The 15,599-nt window shown below is 68.4% G+C and carries 15 protein-coding genes; 2 read left to right on the top strand and 13 right to left on the bottom strand.

All coding sequences use genetic code 11. The features are described 5' to 3' along the window. The first annotated feature begins 2 nt into the window (after positions 1-2). Together FBZ88_RS25595 and FBZ88_RS25590 are read left to right on the top strand one after the other, a co-directional pair. Positions 3-614, top strand: a complete 612-nt coding sequence (locus tag FBZ88_RS25595) for a sigma-70 family RNA polymerase sigma factor (RefSeq protein WP_246138857.1) — start codon at positions 3-5, stop codon at positions 612-614. Further along, entirely contained in the window at positions 611-1,303 is a 693-nt protein-coding gene (locus FBZ88_RS25590) for an anti-sigma factor (protein ID WP_186464598.1), read from the top strand. Before FBZ88_RS25595 ends, FBZ88_RS25590 begins: the two co-directional genes overlap by 4 nt. A 15-nt stretch (positions 1,304-1,318) precedes the next feature. Here the strand turns inward: FBZ88_RS25590 and FBZ88_RS25585 are convergent, their stop codons facing one another. The 13 genes from FBZ88_RS25585 to FBZ88_RS25525 all read right to left on the bottom strand — a co-directional run bounded on the left by FBZ88_RS25585 (position 1,319) and on the right by FBZ88_RS25525 (position 15,590). Continuing rightward, entirely contained in the window at positions 1,319-1,651 is a 333-nt protein-coding gene (locus FBZ88_RS25585) for a cupredoxin domain-containing protein (protein WP_145619860.1), read from the bottom strand. 271 nt (positions 1,652-1,922) lie between these two features. Next, entirely contained in the window at positions 1,923-4,445 is a 2,523-nt protein-coding gene (gene gyrB / locus FBZ88_RS25580) for a DNA topoisomerase (ATP-hydrolyzing) subunit B (protein WP_145619859.1), read from the bottom strand. 101 nt (positions 4,446-4,546) lie between these two features. Further along, on the bottom strand, positions 4,547-5,782 hold the full coding sequence (recF, locus tag FBZ88_RS25575; protein WP_145619858.1) for a DNA replication/repair protein RecF: 1,236 nt from the start codon (positions 5,780-5,782) through the stop codon (positions 4,547-4,549). Positions 5,783-5,835: 53 nt separating this feature from the next. Then, on the bottom strand, positions 5,836-6,960 hold the full coding sequence (gene dnaN, locus FBZ88_RS25570) for a DNA polymerase III subunit beta (RefSeq protein ID WP_040846584.1): 1,125 nt from the start codon (positions 6,958-6,960) through the stop codon (positions 5,836-5,838). Between the two features lie 191 nt (positions 6,961-7,151). Further along, positions 7,152-8,201, bottom strand: a complete 1,050-nt coding sequence (locus FBZ88_RS25565) for a winged helix DNA-binding domain-containing protein (protein WP_145619857.1) — start codon at positions 8,199-8,201, stop codon at positions 7,152-7,154. A gap of 159 nt (positions 8,202-8,360) precedes the next feature. Beyond that, positions 8,361-9,878 carry a chromosomal replication initiator protein DnaA gene (dnaA, locus tag FBZ88_RS25560; RefSeq protein ID WP_145619856.1) on the bottom strand — a complete coding sequence of 506 codons (1,518 nt, stop codon included), beginning with the start codon at positions 9,876-9,878 and terminating at the stop codon, positions 8,361-8,363. 951 nt (positions 9,879-10,829) lie between these two features. Next, a complete protein-coding gene (rpsT, locus tag FBZ88_RS25555; RefSeq protein ID WP_088872298.1) occupies positions 10,830-11,093 on the bottom strand; it encodes a 30S ribosomal protein S20 in 264 nt (87 codons plus the stop codon). Positions 11,094-11,356: 263 nt separating this feature from the next. Further along, the gene (locus FBZ88_RS25550; protein ID WP_211102801.1) at positions 11,357-11,734 is read right to left on the bottom strand and encodes a hypothetical protein; all 378 of its coding nucleotides are present in this window, start codon (positions 11,732-11,734) and stop codon (positions 11,357-11,359) included. 113 nt (positions 11,735-11,847) lie between these two features. After that, positions 11,848-12,705: a bifunctional DNA-formamidopyrimidine glycosylase/DNA-(apurinic or apyrimidinic site) lyase gene (gene mutM, locus FBZ88_RS25545; protein ID WP_145619855.1), complete on the bottom strand. Its 858-nt coding sequence runs from the start codon at positions 12,703-12,705 to the stop codon at positions 11,848-11,850. Between the two features lie 26 nt (positions 12,706-12,731). Continuing rightward, positions 12,732-13,154 (bottom strand): DsrE family protein, encoded by a 423-nt coding sequence (locus FBZ88_RS25540; protein WP_246138856.1) that lies wholly within the window; start codon positions 13,152-13,154, stop codon positions 12,732-12,734. Then, positions 13,144-13,947: a HesA/MoeB/ThiF family protein gene (locus FBZ88_RS25535; RefSeq protein WP_145619853.1), complete on the bottom strand. Its 804-nt coding sequence runs from the start codon at positions 13,945-13,947 to the stop codon at positions 13,144-13,146. The genes FBZ88_RS25540 and FBZ88_RS25535 overlap by 11 nt, the downstream gene beginning before the upstream one ends. A gap of 200 nt (positions 13,948-14,147) precedes the next feature. Beyond that, positions 14,148-15,119 (bottom strand): cysteine synthase A, encoded by a 972-nt coding sequence (gene cysK, locus FBZ88_RS25530; RefSeq protein ID WP_145619852.1) that lies wholly within the window; start codon positions 15,117-15,119, stop codon positions 14,148-14,150. A gap of 15 nt (positions 15,120-15,134) precedes the next feature. Beyond that, on the bottom strand, positions 15,135-15,590 hold the full coding sequence (locus tag FBZ88_RS25525; RefSeq protein ID WP_004273531.1) for an RrF2 family transcriptional regulator: 456 nt from the start codon (positions 15,588-15,590) through the stop codon (positions 15,135-15,137). Positions 15,591-15,599: the final 9 nt, after the last annotated feature.

Raw genomic sequence — 15,599 nt, 5'->3', positions numbered from 1 at the left:
TGATGGGGAACGACGCGGTGGCGGCATCCCGCCACCCCAATCCCGGTGACGGGGGCGGCATGACACCGAGGGACCTGGCGGCCGGGGGTGCGCTGGACGCGCTGATCAGGCAGGTCGCCGGTGGCGATCGCGTGGCCCTGCGGCACCTATATGAACGGGAATCCCCCCGCCTGTACGGCCTGGCCCTCCGCATCGTGCGCCGCCCGGATGCGGCGGCCGATGCCGTGCAGGACGCCTTTGTGCAGATCTGGAGGAACGCCGCCAGCTTCAGCCCGACCATGGGCTCGGGCGGCGGCTGGATGGCCTCCATCGTGCGCTACCGCGCGCTGGACATGGCCAGGCGCCTGGGACGCGAGACCTTGACGGATGCCATCCCCGACAGCGTCGATGAAAGCCCCAGCCCCCTGGAGCATCTGGAAACCGCCCGTGATGCCGTACGGTTGCGGCGCTGTCTGGAACGCCTGGATGACAAGGGCCGCCGCGCCATCACCCTGGCTTTCATCAACGGCCTGTCCCACGCGCAGGTGGCCGAGCACCTGGCCACTCCCCTGGGAACGGTCAAGTCATGGATAAGGCGCGGGCTCGCTTCGTTGAAGGAGTGTTTGGCGGCATGATTCCGGACGATTTTGACGAACTGGATCTTCTGGCCGGCGAATATGTGCTGGGCACCTTGGGCGCCCAGCAGGCCAAGGTGGTGGCGGAGGCCCTGCCTGGCCACGGCGCCTTGCGCTACGCGGTGGCCGATTGGGAAAGGCGGCTGGCCCCCTTGCTGGCGGCGGTGCCGGCTGTACCGCCGCCCCCGACGCTCTGGCGGAGAATTGAAGCGCAGCTTCCAGCAGCGGCAGGATCCGGATGGCGGGCCTGGCTGAGACGGCAGTGGGACGCCCCCCCTGTCTGGCGGTGGATGACCGCGGGCGCCGTCGCCGGACTGCTGACCATAACATTGACCATACCGGCAGCCTTGCGTGAAGACGGTCCCCGCTACATGGCGATTTTGACGGCCGTCGGCGATGGCCGCGCCGGCTGGCTGGTGGAAGGCAGGGGGCGGGTGCTGGAGCCGGTGGCCTTGGCGGGCGTGACCACGCCATCCGACCGGGATCTCGAATTATGGCTGATCGCCGACGGCGCCCCCCCGCAGCCGGTAGGACTGATAGCACCAGGGCGAGTCCTACCGATCGCCGCCAAAGTCCTGGCCAGCGGCAAGCTGGTTTTGGCCATCAGCCTGGAGCCCAAGGGCGGCTCGCCAACGGGCGCACCCACGGGGCCGGTCCTATATTCCGGTGCCATGCGCCGCCTCCGATGAGAAGCGGCGCCCCGCCTATTTGCCCGCGGTGCCGGGTGCCACGGTGACGATCACTTCCATCGTGCTGTGGAGATCGCAGCCAACGACGATCACCCCCGACTGGGTGAAAACCTGGGATCGCTCCTCGCCGGGGCGCTCAAGATCAAGGTCAAATTGAAATGCCGGCGTGTGGGAAACGACCTGGTGCGGCACCGTATCCTCGTTCCGGAAAATAACCGTGTCGCCTGTGGCGATCTCGATCTTGCTCGGCACGAAGGCGTGGTTCTTCTGCGTCACGACCACGGTGGCCGCCTGGGCCGTCCCCAAGCCCAAGCTCAAAGTCCAAACAACGGCGATAAGATGGCGCATGGCGTGTCTCCCGGAATCTGCCCGCTACGGATTGGCGTCCTAAGACTTACGCCCGGCCAGGCCTGGTGGATGCAGGCCGCATGACAAAAATCGCGCGTCAGCCTGCCAGCTCCGGCCCCATGCCGTGAGCGCCAACTTCCCCGGCGCTCACACAATGAGTATGGCGGCGAAGAACCGGTCTCGGAGACCCAGACCCATAGCGTGAAGCCCCGATTCTCACGCTATGGGTCAAAGATTCTCGTTTTATGGGTCAGCTCACAAAGCTACTGGATCACACGTCCAGGTTCGCCACCTTCAGCGCGTTTTCCTGGATGAAGTCGCGGCGGGGTTCGACGATGTCGCCCATGAGGGTAGAGAACACCTCTTCCGCCTCGTCCACGTGGGTGACCTTGACCTGCAGCAGCGAGCGGATCTTGGGGTCCAGCGTGGTTTCCCACAGCTGGTCCGGGTTCATCTCGCCCAGGCCCTTGTAGCGCTGGATGGCCAGGCCCTGGCGGCCCTGTTCCAGCACCGCGTCCATCAGGCCGGTGGGGCCGACGATGGTGCGGGTGGTGCGGCCGCGGTAGGTCAGGGTGGCGGCGTCGGTGAAGACCGTCTTCAGGAAGTCGGCCATGGCGTCCAGGCGGCGGGCCTCCACACTCTTCAGCACGTCGGCGTCCAGGATGTGGCGGTGGGTGACGCCGCGGCTGGTGCGGAACAGCATGAGGCCGCCCTCGCGCGCGCGCTCACCCTGCCAGGCGCCCACGCCCACGGTGGCGCCCTCGCCGGCATTGCCGGCCGCCTGGGCGGCCTGGGCCTCGATGCGGTTCAGGCGGTCCGCCACCACGCGGGCCAGTTCATCGGCCCGCGTGTCGTCGGTCAGCAGGGTCATGGACAGGGCGCCGGCCACGGCCGCCTGCTCCACCACGGAGGCATTGCCCACCTTGCGGGTCAGGGCCTGCAACTGGTGGCGGGCGGAGCGCGCCTGCTCCACCACGTCGCGCAGCTCCCCGCCCAGGCGCTCGCTGCCGTCCGCGGCCTTGAGGGTGACGTCCTCCAGCCCCTGGCCGATCAGGTAATCGTCCAGCGCCCGGTCGTCCTTCAGGTAACGTTCCTTGGCCGTGCCGCGCTTCACGCGGTACAGCGGCGGCTGGGCGATGTAGAGATAGCCGCGCTCGATCAGCTCGGGCATCTGGCGGTAGAAGAAGGTCAGCAGCAGGGTGCGGATGTGCGCGCCGTCCACGTCGGCGTCGGTCATGATGATGACCTTGTGATAGCGCGCCTTTTCCGCGTTGAACTCCTCACGCCCGATGCCGGTGCCCAGCGCGGCGATCAGGGTGCCGATCTCGGCCGAGGACAGCATCTTGTCGAAGCGCGCGCGCTCCACGTTCAGGATCTTGCCGCGCAGGGGCAGGATGGCCTGGAACTGGCGCGAGCGGCCCTGCTTGGCGGAGCCGCCGGCCGAGTCACCCTCGACCAGGAACAGTTCGCTCAAGGCCGGGTCCCGTTCCTGGCAGTCCGCCAGCTTGCCGGGCAGCGAGGCCATGTCCAAGGCGCCCTTGCGCCGCGTCAGTTCACGCGCCTTGCGCGCGGCCTCGCGCGCGGCGGCGGCCTCGACCACCTTGCCGATGATGCGCTTGGCGTCGCCCGGATGCTCTTCCAGCCAGGTCGCCAGGGCGTCGGCCACCACCGCCTCCACCACCGGGCGGACTTCGGAGGAGACCAGCTTGTCCTTGGTCTGGCTGGAGAACTTGGGGTCGGGCACCTTCACCGACAGCACGCAGGTCAGGCCCTCGCGCATGTCGTCGCCGGAGAGGTTCACCTTCTCCTTCTTCGCGATGCCGCTCTCGTTGGCGTAGTTGTTCAGCGTGCGGGTCAGCGCCGCGCGGAAGCCGGCCAGATGGGTGCCGCCGTCACGCTGCGGGATGTTGTTGGTGAAGCACAGCGTGCTCTCGTGATAGCTGTCGTTCCATTGCAGCGCCACTTCCACGCCGATGGTGCCGCCCAGGTCGCTCTGCCGCTCGGCACGCAGCGCGATGCCCGGCTTGTGCAGCGGCGTCTTGGACCGGTCCAGCCACTGCACGAAGGCCTCCAGCCCGCCTTCGTAATGCAGCTCGCACGACTTGGGCTCCACGCCCCGCGCGTCGGTCAGGAACAGGGTGACGCCGGAGTTCAGGAAGGCCAGTTCGCGCAGGCGGTGTTCCAGCGTCTGGTAATCGAATTCGGTCTTGGTGAAGGTGGCCTTGGACGGCAGGAAGGTGACCTCCGTCCCGGACAGCGGACGGCCGTCCGCCTTCAGCGGGGCGACGCCGGTGTTGGCCAGCGGCGCCTGGGCCTCGCCATGGGCGAAGCGCATCTCCCACACCCGGCCCTGGCGCCAGATGCGCAGGTCCAGGATTTCCGACAGGGCGTTGACCACGGACACGCCCACACCGTGCAGGCCGCCGGAGACCTTGTAGCTGTTCTGGTCGAACTTACCGCCGGCGTGCAGCTGGGTCATGATGACCTCGGCCGCCGACACGCCTTCCTCCGCATGGATGTCCACGGGGATGCCGCGGCCGTCGTCGCGCACGGTGCAGGAGCCGTCGGGATTCAGGATGACGTCCACCCGCGTGCAATAGCCGGCCAGCGCCTCGTCGATGGCATTGTCCACGACCTCGTACACCATGTGGTGCAGGCCGGAACCATCGTCGGTGTCGCCGATGTACATGCCGGGACGCTTGCGCACCGCATCAAGGCCTTTCAGCACTTTGATGGAGCTGGCGCCGTAATCCTCGGCGGCGGAGTCGGGGGTCGTCAGAGCTTCTTGTGCCATGGATACACTCTACCAGATATCGCGTCGCCCAGGGGCAAAACCGTCATAACCAAGGGGGATCGCAGCCCCCCATTCCGCGGACTCTCGAAAGCGCCAGGGGCCTATCCGGCGCCCACCACCACGCCGCCGCCGGTTTCGTCCGGGACCACCCGGACGTGGTTGGCGGCGGCCCCCAGCTCGGCGAAGGTGGCGGCGTCGGTCCCCGTCATCCACGCCTGGGACCCGGTGGCCAGCACCTCCTGGAACAGGGCGGTGCGGCGCTCCGCGTCCAGATGGGCCGCCACCTCGTCCAGCAGCAGCAGGGGCGGCGCCGCCCCCTCCGCCGCCATCAGCCGGGCGTTGGCCAGGACGATGGCGATCAGCAGGGCCTTCTGCTCCCCGGTGGAGCCCAGCTCCGCCGGCATGCCCTTGGCCAGGTAGGTCACGGCCAGGTCGCTGCGGTGAGGGCCCACCGTGGTGGTGCCGGCGTGCGCGTCGATGCGCCGCGCCTCCGCCAAAGCCCGGCGCAGCGTGTCCTCCGCCTCCACCGCCGGCCGGTCGGCCAGCCAGCCGTCCAGGGTGCCGGTCAGGGCCAGGCCCGGCGCCGGGAAGGGTCCCACACCCCGGCGGCAGGCGGCGGCAAGGCGGGCGGTCACGTCGCGGCGGGCGGCGGCCACGGCGATGCCGTTGGTCGCCATCTGATCCTCCAGCACCGTCAGCCAGGACGGGTCACCCCCCTCGCGCAGCAGGCGTATGCGGTCGCGCATGGCCTGTTCGAAGCGGCTGAGGTGGCCGGCATGCTCGGGATGGAAACCGAACACCAGCCGGTCCAGGAAGCGGCGGCGGCCGGCCGCCCCCTCCACGAACAGGCGGTCCATCTGCGGCGTCAGCCAGACGCAGGAAACATATTGGGCCAGCGCCATCTGGCTTTTGGCCGGGCGGCCGTCGATGTGCACCACGCGGCGCTCGCTGCCCGGCGCACCGTTGGGATCGCGGCCGGTGCCGATCTCCACGGCACCCAGCGGCGTCTGCACCTCCGCCGCCACCGCCCAGCCCGGCGTCTCCCAGGTTTCGCCCGGGGCCTGCAGCCGTTCCACATCCCCCAGCTTGGCGCGGCGCAGGCCGCGACCGGGGGCGAGGAAGCTGACCGCCTCCAGCAGGTTGGTCTTGCCGGCGCCATTGGGGCCGGTCAGCGCCACCGGCCGCCGGTCCAGCGTCAGGCGGGCCTGGGCGTAGGAGCGGAAGCGGGTGACGGTCAGGCGCGTGACGGCCAGCGCGGCGAATGGCGCGCGCGCCGCCCCATGCTCATGAGGGGTGCCCTCCGGCTTCCCCGTCAGGGGCGGCTCTTCTGTGGACATGGCGCCCATATTGGCCAGCAACCGCTACCGCCGCCCCGGGGGACCCCAGGACCTCAAACGCGCATCGGCATGAGGACGTAGAGGGCCGAACCGTCGGCCACGTCGCGCACCACGGTGGGCGAGCCGGCATCGGCCAGGGTGAAGCGCACGCCCTCGCCCTCGATCTGCTGGGTGATGTCCAGCAGGTAGCGGCTGTTGAAGCCGATCTCGAGCGCGGTGTTGTCGTAGCTGACCTCGATCTCCTCCGTGGCCGACCCCGCCTCGGGGCTGGAGGCGGACAGGGTCAGGATGCCGCGGTCCAGGCTGAGCTTCACCGCCCGGCTCTTTTCCGTGGAGATGGTGGCGACGCGATCGACGGCGGCGGCGAACTGGCCGGCGTTGACCTCCATCACCTTGTCGTTGCCCGTGGGGATGACACGCTCATAATCCGGGAAGGTGCCGTCGATCAGCTTGCTGGTCAGCACGATGCTGTCGAAGGCGAAGCGCACCTTGGTGTCGGACAGCTGCACCTCGATGCGGTCGGCCGCCTCGTCCAGCAGCTTGCGCACCTCGATCACGGTCTTGCGCGGAATGATGACGCCGGGGATGCCGCCGGCGCCGTCGGGCAGGGCCATCTCCACCCGGGCCAAGCGGTGGCCGTCGGTGGCCACGGCGCGCAGCACGGGGATTTCGGCGGCACCGGTCTTGGCCTTGGAGGCGTGCAGGTAGATGCCGTTCAGGTAGTAGCGCGTCTCCTCGGTGGAGATGGCGAACTTGGTGCGGTCCACCAGCATCTTCAGGTCGCTGGCCGACAGGCTGAAGCGGTGGCCGGTGTCGCCGCCGGCCATGACGGGGAAATCCTCCACCGGCAGGGCGCCCAGGCGGAACTGCGACCGGCCGGATCGCAGGGTCAGCGTGTCGGCGGTGAAGTCCAGTTCCACCTGGCTGCCATCCGGCAGCTTGCGGGCGATGTCGTACAGGGTGTGGGCGGGGGCCGTGGCGGAACCGGGACGCGCGATGTCGGCCGGCACGGATTCCACAATCTCCAGATCCATGTCGGTGGCGGTCAGCGCCAGCTCACCGTTTTCCGCCTTCAGCAGGACGTTGGACAGGATCGGAATGGTGTTCCGACGCTCCACCACGCTCTGAACATGACCGAGAGACCGGAGCAAAGCCGCGCGTTCGATGGTGATCTTCATGCCGTTCCGCTTGTGCTGACCCGTCGCCCCTGTGAGGCGCGGCGATTGTTTGCCTTGAATCCCCCGAGGCCCCCCCACAGGGCCTGGAAAAAGGGGTGGTCACCATAGCACAAGCCCCGCGCGGCGACAGCGTTTTCGACCGATTCCAGAGCCATTCGGAAGGCCGAGTCGCCGCCTGTCCGAAAGGGGGATCATCCGCCCGCGTATCGCACGTCCAGCCCGCCCGAAAGGTGGCGCAGGCGGTCCAGCACGACCCGCCGTTCCGCCTTGGTGAGGCGGCCCAGCGGCACCAGTTCCACCTCCCACACCGGCTGGCCTTTGGCGGCCAGGCGGCGATGGGTCCAGGTCGCCGCCACCCGCCCCTGGCGCAGCACCACGGCCGAGATCCAGCCGGCCTGGCGGTAGATGGCGGTACGATGCCTGTCGTCCACCACCTGGGCGGTATCGGCGTGGGCCAGCAGCCAGGGATCGAACAGGGGCAGCACCGCCAGGTGGCCGGCCGGCATCTCCGCCTGCCGCAATGCGTCCTCGTCCCGGCCCAGGGCATAGGCCGGACGGCCGTGCAGTTCCACCGCCAGCAGGTCGCCAGCCAGATCCTGGAAGGCCTGGCGGCAGGGGCCGGCGGGAATGCCGGCGAACTTGCGGAAATCGGACGGCGTTGCCGGACCATAGGCCGCCAGATAGCGGCGCAGGAAATTCGCCACACCATGCGCGCTGTCCGCCGGCGCCACGGGCGCCTGGCCCAGCCAGGCGGGCAGGCCCACGAAGGCGGCCTCGTTATCGTCGGGACGCGGGGGGCCGTGGCATAGATGGCCCAGGGCGCAGGCCAGCTTCAGCACCCCGCCCCAGCTGTGCTCCAGCCAGGGCCGGGCCCAGTCGCCCAGCTGCGGCGCCAGGCGGCGGGACAGGTCCATGCGGCTGTGCGGCCCGTCGGCCAGGGCCTGGACCACGGCGTCGATCAGCACCGCCACCCGGTCGGGGGGCAGGCCCTCGCGGCTGTACCACGCGTGGTACTCCGGCTGTTTCAGGCGGCGCAGGGCCAGAAGATCGCCCAGGCCGGCCGTGGGCACCAGGTGCAGGGTGGAGCGCTGGGCCCACAGCTTGACCAGACTGCGGCTGTCATGGAGGGCCCCGGCCACCTCGGCGTCGGCCAGGGCAGCGGTGCGTGCCCGCAATTGCAGGATGGCGGCGGACTGCACCTGGGCCTGGGCGCCCAGCAGCGTGCGGGCCGCCGTGAGCATGTCGGGCGCCGGGGCCAGCAGATGCTGGCGGTCCAGGCGGAAGGCCAGCGCCTGGGGCAGTGAGATCGCCAGGGGGGAGGTCAGGATGGCGCCCCGATCAAGGAAGGGAACAGATCGGGTACATTAGGGCGGGGCCTGACTGTTCCGTCAAGCCACCCCTCAGCCTTCGAGCATGCGCCGCAGCAGTTCCACGTCTTCGGAGAAGGTCGGGTCGGTGGCGCACAGCTCTTCCACCTTGCGCACGGCGTGCATCACGGTGGTGTGGTCGCGGTCGCCGAACTTGCGGCCGATCTCGGGCAGGGAGCGGGCGGTCAGCTGCTTGGACAGGTACATCGCCACCTGACGCGGGCGGGCGACGGCGCGGGCGCGGCGGGCGGAGCTCATGTCCGCCAGGCGGATGTTGTAATGCTCCGCCACCTTCTTCTGGATTTCCTCGATGGTCACCCGGCGGTTGCTGGCGCGCAGCAGGTCGTGCAGCACTTCCTGGCTGCTTTCCAGGGTGATGGCGCGGCCCACCAGCTCGGCATGCGCCACGATGCGGTTGAGGGCGCCTTCCAGCTCACGCACGTTGGACGTGATCTTGTGGGCCAGGAACTCCAGCACCTTCTGCGGAATTTGCACCCGCATCTGCTCGCCCTTGGACTGCAGGATGCCCAGGCGCAGCTCGTACGTCGTCGGGTGGATGTCGGCCACCAAGCCCCAGCCGAGGCGGGAGCGCAGGCGCTCCTCCATACCCTCCAGGTCGGACGGGCTCTTGTCGGCGGAAATGATGACCTGGCGGTTCTGATCCACCAGGGCGTTGAAGGTGTGGAAGAATTCTTCCTGGGTGCTGTCCTTGCCGCTGATGAACTGCACGTCGTCGATCATCAGCACGTCGACGGAGCGGAACTGCTCCTTGAACGCCATGGTGTCCTTGTACCGAAGCGCCCGGATGAACTGGTACATGAACTTTTCCGCCGACAGGTAGATCACCCGGCGGGCGGGGTCCTTCTTGCGGATGTGCCAGGCGATGGCGTGCATCAGGTGGGTCTTGCCCAGGCCCACGCCGCCATACAGGAACAGCGGGTTGAAGGTGACGGCGTTGGCGTCGGCCACGCGGCGGGCGGCGGCGAACGCCAGCTCGTTGGGCTTGCCCACCACGAAATTCTCGAAAGTGAAGCGCGGGTCCAGCAGGGCAGAGACATCGTCGCGCTCCTCCCCCAAGCCATTGCCGGCGATGAAGGCGGGCAGGGCCGGCGCCTCGGCCGCCCCGTTCAGGCCGCCATGCAAGCCACCGTTGAGGGACGCGGACGACTGGACCTCATCATATGTGGGCAGGTGATCGATGCCGGTTTCCGCCAGCGGCCCGGCATCGGCAGTGGCGTTGGCGGCGGCGCGCGGGCCGGTGGTCAGGGCGCCGCCGAGCGAGGCGTCGTTGCGCGGGGGGGCCACGACGATTTCCACGGACTGGACGCCGGGATTCTCGCCCGACCACAGGGCGCGGATGCGATCGGCGTAATGGGTGCGGATCCAGTCGCGCATGAAGCGCGTGGGCACGACAATGCGCACCTGGCCGCCGATGAAATCCTCAACGGTCAGCGGCTTCAGCCAGCTGCGATACGCGGTTTCACCCACCTCGTCCTTCAGGCGCCCGCTGATGCGCGCCCATTGCTGATCCAGAGATGCCTGAACCGACATTCCCGCTTCGCTCCTGCCCCAACGCCTTCCGGACCCGGACAATCAAATAAGACGACACCGGCCAACGACAGCCGGCCTGACAACCGGATCAAATCGGACCGGAACCTTATGCCGGGAAAGCCCGGTTCCCCCATGAGACAGGTCATCCCGGGATGCATCACCCCGGCAGGCGCCTCATGAAGGCCGGAGGTCCGGGCGACGAGCCTGGAGCCGAACGAAGGCACGGGAGCCGGCCGGACAGCCGGCACGACGGATGATGATGGATAAAGGCGGCGGACCATCCAAGGCCCCACCCTTTCCAACGCCGCCCTAACCCCGCTTCGTCAGCCCCTGTCGTCGGCCCTGTCCCGGCTGGTTCCGTGACCACCTTTCCTCCCACCGGAACGTTTGCCGGCACCGGGCTTGAGGCATCGCCCCGCCCCGTCCGGCACCATTCCGCTGAAATACCAGGCAGACCAAAACCCAAACACGCAAACAAAACCGCGCACCTTACGGGATTCGTTTTAAAGAATCTCCCGCAGACGCATGATCTTCTTCAAAGATTCAGAAATCTACCAACGCCAGAGTGATGTAGAGCGCCAAGCGTCAGCATCAATGTACATCTGCCATCGGTCTGCGCGGGCGTTTCCGCCGCTTGATTACTTTATCGTGGAGAACGACCCCGCACATCCGCAGATGCTAGTCGGGCCGTCCGGGACTCGCAATAGGCTCGAAAAGGGAACAAGCAAAAAAGACCGAATGATGCTCGCACCCGCCGCCCTGCACCGGCCCTTCGGACTATTCTGGAAGAATAGGTGAGGATGAACGCAGTAACGGCGGGCAGGCAAGGAAAAGGCCGCGCCCCCGCCAATGTCCGGCAGGACGCGGCCTCATCCAATCCACGGTCAAGAGCTGGGACCCCACCTCATGCGCCGGGCCCCGAAGGCCCGCGCGATCGGTGCGGCCGGCTTATCAGCCCAGAGCGTTGATGCGGAGAGACAGACGGGAAATCTTGCGCGACACCGTGTTGCGGTGCAGCACGCCCTTAGAGACGCCGCGCATCATTTCCGGCTGGGCCAGCTTGAACGCCTCGGCGGCGGCGGCCTTGTCGCCGGCTTCCAGAGCCAGCTCAACCTTCTTCACGAAGGTGCGGATACGGGACACGCGGGCCCGGTTCACTTCGGTACGGACTTCCGTCTGACGGATACGCTTTTCAGCGGACTTATGATTAGCCATGACAAACCCTTTTCGAACACGACCCTTGCCGTGGAAGGCCGGGCTTATACCCCCTCCCCACGAAACCGTCAAGCGGCAGGGCCCTAAAAACCGCGCCAGACTAGACCAAAATCCGCCGAGCATGCCCTTGCTTTGGACATCCCCGCCCCCCGGATTCAACGAGTCTAAAACCAGATATGGGCGATTCTATCGCCGCACCCCAAGATCATGCGTCTTTTACTTCAAACATACCCCTTCCCTTGCGAAGCGCTTCAAAAGCGGGGCTACTGCGGGCGCAAAATGAAGTGCACCACGGTTTCGGCCCGACTGCCCATACCGTCGCGGGTCGCCGTGATCTCCAGCCTTTCCCCCTCGCGCGCCCAGCGGTCGTTGCCGGCGGGGCGCCAGCCCAGCTGCGGCAGGGTCTGAGCGTAGAAGGCGGTGATGGCGGCGGCGCTGACGTCGCCCTGGGCCGCCGACTCGACGATGCGGCCCTCCGGCTGGTCGAAAACCACCGCCGCGTTGGCCGGCGCCATCAGCCCCGGCATCAAGGGCAAATCCTCCACCCCCGGCACAAAGCCCGGCTCCACCGGCCCAGCGCCGCCCGGCCCGGCGGCCAAGAGCAGGGGGATGGAAACGGCGGCGGCGAGGACAAGGCGCATTCAGGGCTCACGCGGGGGGGGCCAGTGAAGCCGGTAAGGTCCGGCCGGTAAGGTTCGCTGGGCGATAAGGTGAAGCATGGCGGGCCGCCCATCAACGGCCAAGGCCGCATGCGTCAGCGCTGCCGCCGTGCGCAGAAGAAGCTGGACCGGCCGGCCTGCACAACCCGCCGCACGCCGCCCGTGCGGGCCACGTCGCAGTCGCAACCGGGGCAGGCCTCGCCCTCCCGTCCATAAACGGCGAAGGAGTGCTGGAAGTAGCCCAGCTCGCCATCCGACTGGACGTAGTCGCGCAGGGAGCTGCCGCCGGCGGCGATGGCCTCGGTCAGCACGTCGCGGATGGCCGGCACCAGCCGCTGGGCGTCCTTGCCCGCCACGCTGGCGGCCGACCGTTCGGGACTGATGCCCGAGCGGAACAGCGCCTCGCAGACATAGATGTTGCCCAGGCCGGCCACCACGCGCTGGTCCAGCAGCGCCGCCTTGATGGGCGTCATCTTGCCGGCCAGGCGGGCGGACAGCGTGTCCGCGTCGAATTCGTTGCCCAGGGGTTCCGGCCCCAGCTTGGCCAGCAGGGGGTGGCTGTCCACCTGTCCCTCCGCGATCAGGTCCATGAGGCCGAAGCGGCGGGGGTCGTTGAAGGTGACGACGGCGCCGTCGTCCGTTTCCATGACCACATGGTCGTGCGCTCCTGGCGCGCCCGCCGGCCCCCGGCTGACCACCATGCTGCCCGACATGCCCAGGTGGATGAGCAACGTGTCATCCCCCGAACCGGAAACAGGGTCGAGACGCACCAGCACATACTTTGCCCGGCGGCCGATGCCGGCCACGCGGCGGCCCGTCAGGCGCTGGACGAAGCCGGGTGGGAAGGGCGTGCGCAGGTTGGGGCGGTGCTGGGCCACGCGCACCAGCGTGCGGCCCTCCATCTTCAGGGCCAGGCCCCGGGCCACGGTTTCGACCTCGGGCAATTCAGGCATGGCGGGGCGCTTTCAGGCTGGGCGGATCACAGGTGGATAAGATGGGCGCCCGGCGGGGTCGCCTGCAACAGCGTCACCACACCCGCCGTTTCCACCGTCACATCGGGACGCAGCGCCGGCTTGTCCAGCCCCAGCACGCGCCAGCCCATCTCACAGGCCATGACGCGCACTCCCAGGGGGTCCAGCGACTCGGTCAGCTCCGCCAGGGTGGCGACATTGGTTTCCGCGAACCGCCGCTCGCGCTCGATGGCGGTGCTGCCGTCATCCGCCGGGTCCAGGCCCATCCAGCCGTCATCCGCCAGCAACAGGCGCAGGGCGCGACCGGTGACGAACAGCAGGGTGGGGCGGCCGATGGCCGCCGCCGCCGTGGCCATGACCAAGGCGTAATGCACCCGGTCGAAGCCGCCGGAATGCAGGACGATCGACAAGCCAGGCGGATCAGCGCTCATGCCCATCCTCGCCCGGCAGGCCGGTGATGGTCGGGTGGGTGCCGCACAGCGGACAGTCGGGGTCCGGCTTCACCCGCACGGTGCGGAAGGAGGCCCCCAGGCTGTCATAGAGCATGAGGCGGCCGGACAGGCTGTCGCCGATGCCCAGCAGTTCCTTCAAAACCTCCAGCGCCTGCAGGGACCCCACCGTGCCGGCCAGGGCGCCCAGCACCCCCGCCTCGGAACAGGAGGGCACCAGGCCCGGCGGCGGCGGTTCGGGGAAGACGCAGCGGTAGCAGGGGTGGGGGTGGCCTTCGTGGGCCTTAAACGTGGAAATCTGCCCATCGAAGCGCAGCATGGCGGCCGACACCAGGGGGCGCCGCTCGAAATAGCAGGCGTCGTTCAGCAGGAAGCGGGTGGCGAAATTGTCCGACCCGTCGGCCACGATGTCGTAACCCCGGATCAGTTGCCGGACGTTGTCGGGGGCCAGGCGCGTCCGGTGCACCTCCACCACCACGTCGGGGTTGATGGCGCGCAGGCGCGCGGCGGCGCTGTCCACCTTGGCCTGGCCCAGCGAGGCCATGTCGTGCACCACCTGGCGCTGCAGGTTGGACAGATCGACCGTGTCGTCGTCGACGATGCCGATGCGGCCCACCCCGGCCGCCGCCAGGTACAGCAGCAAGGGCGCGCCCAGGCCGCCGGCGCCCACCACCAGGGCGGAACTGGCCAGCAGCCTGGCCTGCCCCTCCCCGCCCACCTCCTTCAGGATGATGTGGCGGGAGTAGCGCTCGATCTGTGAGTCATTAAAGTCCATGTGCGGAGTCGTGAGTTGCCTCAAACGCCGGCGGGGCATCCGCCCCTTGGCTTGTCCTCGATTTTCAGTCCGCCTTCGGCTCCCCGAAAATCTCCGGCGGCCGCAGTCGCGGCCTAGGTAAAACTAAAGCCGTGGGACAGGATGTGCAGGAAAAAGGGGCCGGCGCTGTGACGGCCCCCCTTAGCGCCGATCCAGGCCTGTCAATCCAGCCCGTCGAACAGGCCGGTGGACAGGTAGCGCTCGGCGAAGCTGGGCAGGATCACGACGATCTGCTTGCCCTCGTTCCCCGGGCGGGCGCCCAGTTCCAAGGCGGCGGCCAGGGCGGCGCCGGAGCTGATGCCGACGGCGACACCTTCCAGCTTGGCCACCTCGCGCGCCGTCTCGAAGGCGCGCTGGTTGGAGATGCGCAGCACCTCATCGATCAGGTGGGTGTCCAGGATGTCGGGCACGAAGCCGGCGCCGATGCCCTGGATCTTGTGCGGGCCCGGCAGGCCGCCGGACAGGACGGGGCTGTCCTCCGGTTCCACGGCCACGGCCTTGAAGCTGGGCTTGCGCTCTTTGATCACGCTGGCCACACCGGTCAGCGTGCCGCCGGTGCCCACGCCGGAGATCAGGAAATCAACGCCGCCGGCGGTGTCGGTCCAGATTTCCTCGGCCGTGGTACGGCGGTGGATTTCCGGGTTCGCCGGGTTCTTGAACTGCTGCAGGATATAGGCGTCACCGGCCTCGGCGGCCAACTCCTCCGCCTTGGCGATGGCACCCTTCATGCCCTGGGCCGGCGGGGTCAGCACGATCTCGGCCCCCAGAAGCTTCAGCATGCGGCGACGTTCCACCGACATGCTTTCCGGCATGGTCAGGATCAGGCGGTAGCCCTTGGCCGCGGCCACGAAGGCCAGCGCGATGCCGGTGTTGCCCGAGGTGGGCTCGATCAGCAGGGTGCGGTCGGGGGAGATGCGGCCGTCGGCCTCGGCGGCCTCGATCATGGCCAGGCCGATGCGGTCCTTAACGCTGGACAGCGGATTGAAGAACTCGCACTTGCCGATGATGTCGGCCTTCACGCCGTGGGCGGCGGCCAGGCGCTTCAGGCGCACCAGGGGGGTGGCGCCCACGGTTTCCAGGATGCTGTCGTAAACGCGGCCGCGGAAGGCGGCGGTGGGGGCGGTGTCAGCCATGGTTCGATCCATTCCTTAGATGCTGAAGTCCAGCTTGTGGGTCGCTTCGCTTTCGATGCCGGCGCGGTGGGCGCGCAGGCACAGATCCTCGATGGTGGTCTGGTCCAGGCGGCGCATGCAGTCGTCCTGCAGCTCGGCCCACAGCGGGCGCACAACCTGCCGGCCCAGCTCGGCCCCCACCGCCTCTTCCATGGGATCGGTGGCCTGTTCCAGGGCCCGGACGATGCGCACGATCTCACCCACCGTGATGCGGCGGCGTTCACGCGCCAGACGGTAGCCGCCCCGGGGGCCGCGCACGCCGGCCAGTATGCCCGCCCGGACCAGGGCCTGCAGCACCTGTTCCAGGTAACGCTTGGGGATGCCCTGCCGCGCCGTGATCTCACCCGACTGCACGGGCTCGGAGCCGGCGTTGTAGGCGATGTCCAGCACCACCTCGATGGCGAACATCAGCTTCTTGGAAATCCGCAGCATCCCTTCCCC

The organism is Nitrospirillum bahiense, assembly GCF_007828025.1.
Taxonomy (GTDB): domain Bacteria; phylum Pseudomonadota; class Alphaproteobacteria; order Azospirillales; family Azospirillaceae; genus Nitrospirillum; species Nitrospirillum amazonense.
The sequence above is the reverse complement of the archived record's forward strand: the minus strand, read 5'-3'. Positions and strand labels throughout refer to the sequence as shown.

What these genes read in the sequence shown, in the direction of transcription:
- FBZ88_RS25595 (WP_246138857.1), top strand. Translation starts at nt 3, where the DNA reads ATGGGGAACGACGCGGTGGCGGCATCCCGCCACCCCAATCCCGGTGAC.
- FBZ88_RS25590 (WP_186464598.1), top strand. Translation starts at nt 611, where the DNA reads ATGATTCCGGACGATTTTGACGAACTGGATCTTCTGGCCGGCGAATAT.
- FBZ88_RS25585 (WP_145619860.1), bottom strand. Translation starts at nt 1,651, where the DNA reads ATGCGCCATCTTATCGCCGTTGTTTGGACTTTGAGCTTGGGCTTGGGG.
- gyrB (WP_145619859.1), bottom strand. Translation starts at nt 4,445, where the DNA reads ATGGCACAAGAAGCTCTGACGACCCCCGACTCCGCCGCCGAGGATTAC.
- recF (WP_145619858.1), bottom strand. Translation starts at nt 5,782, where the DNA reads ATGTCCACAGAAGAGCCGCCCCTGACGGGGAAGCCGGAGGGCACCCCT.
- dnaN (WP_040846584.1), bottom strand. Translation starts at nt 6,960, where the DNA reads ATGAAGATCACCATCGAACGCGCGGCTTTGCTCCGGTCTCTCGGTCAT.
- FBZ88_RS25565 (WP_145619857.1), bottom strand. Translation starts at nt 8,201, where the DNA reads ATGCTCACGGCGGCCCGCACGCTGCTGGGCGCCCAGGCCCAGGTGCAG.
- dnaA (WP_145619856.1), bottom strand. Translation starts at nt 9,878, where the DNA reads ATGTCGGTTCAGGCATCTCTGGATCAGCAATGGGCGCGCATCAGCGGG.
- rpsT (WP_088872298.1), bottom strand. Translation starts at nt 11,093, where the DNA reads ATGGCTAATCATAAGTCCGCTGAAAAGCGTATCCGTCAGACGGAAGTC.
- FBZ88_RS25550 (WP_211102801.1), bottom strand. Translation starts at nt 11,734, where the DNA reads ATGCGCCTTGTCCTCGCCGCCGCCGTTTCCATCCCCCTGCTCTTGGCC.
- mutM (WP_145619855.1), bottom strand. Translation starts at nt 12,705, where the DNA reads ATGCCTGAATTGCCCGAGGTCGAAACCGTGGCCCGGGGCCTGGCCCTG.
- FBZ88_RS25540 (WP_246138856.1), bottom strand. Translation starts at nt 13,154, where the DNA reads ATGAGCGCTGATCCGCCTGGCTTGTCGATCGTCCTGCATTCCGGCGGC.
- FBZ88_RS25535 (WP_145619853.1), bottom strand. Translation starts at nt 13,947, where the DNA reads ATGGACTTTAATGACTCACAGATCGAGCGCTACTCCCGCCACATCATC.
- cysK (WP_145619852.1), bottom strand. Translation starts at nt 15,119, where the DNA reads ATGGCTGACACCGCCCCCACCGCCGCCTTCCGCGGCCGCGTTTACGAC.
- FBZ88_RS25525 (WP_004273531.1), bottom strand. Translation starts at nt 15,590, where the DNA reads ATGCTGCGGATTTCCAAGAAGCTGATGTTCGCCATCGAGGTGGTGCTG.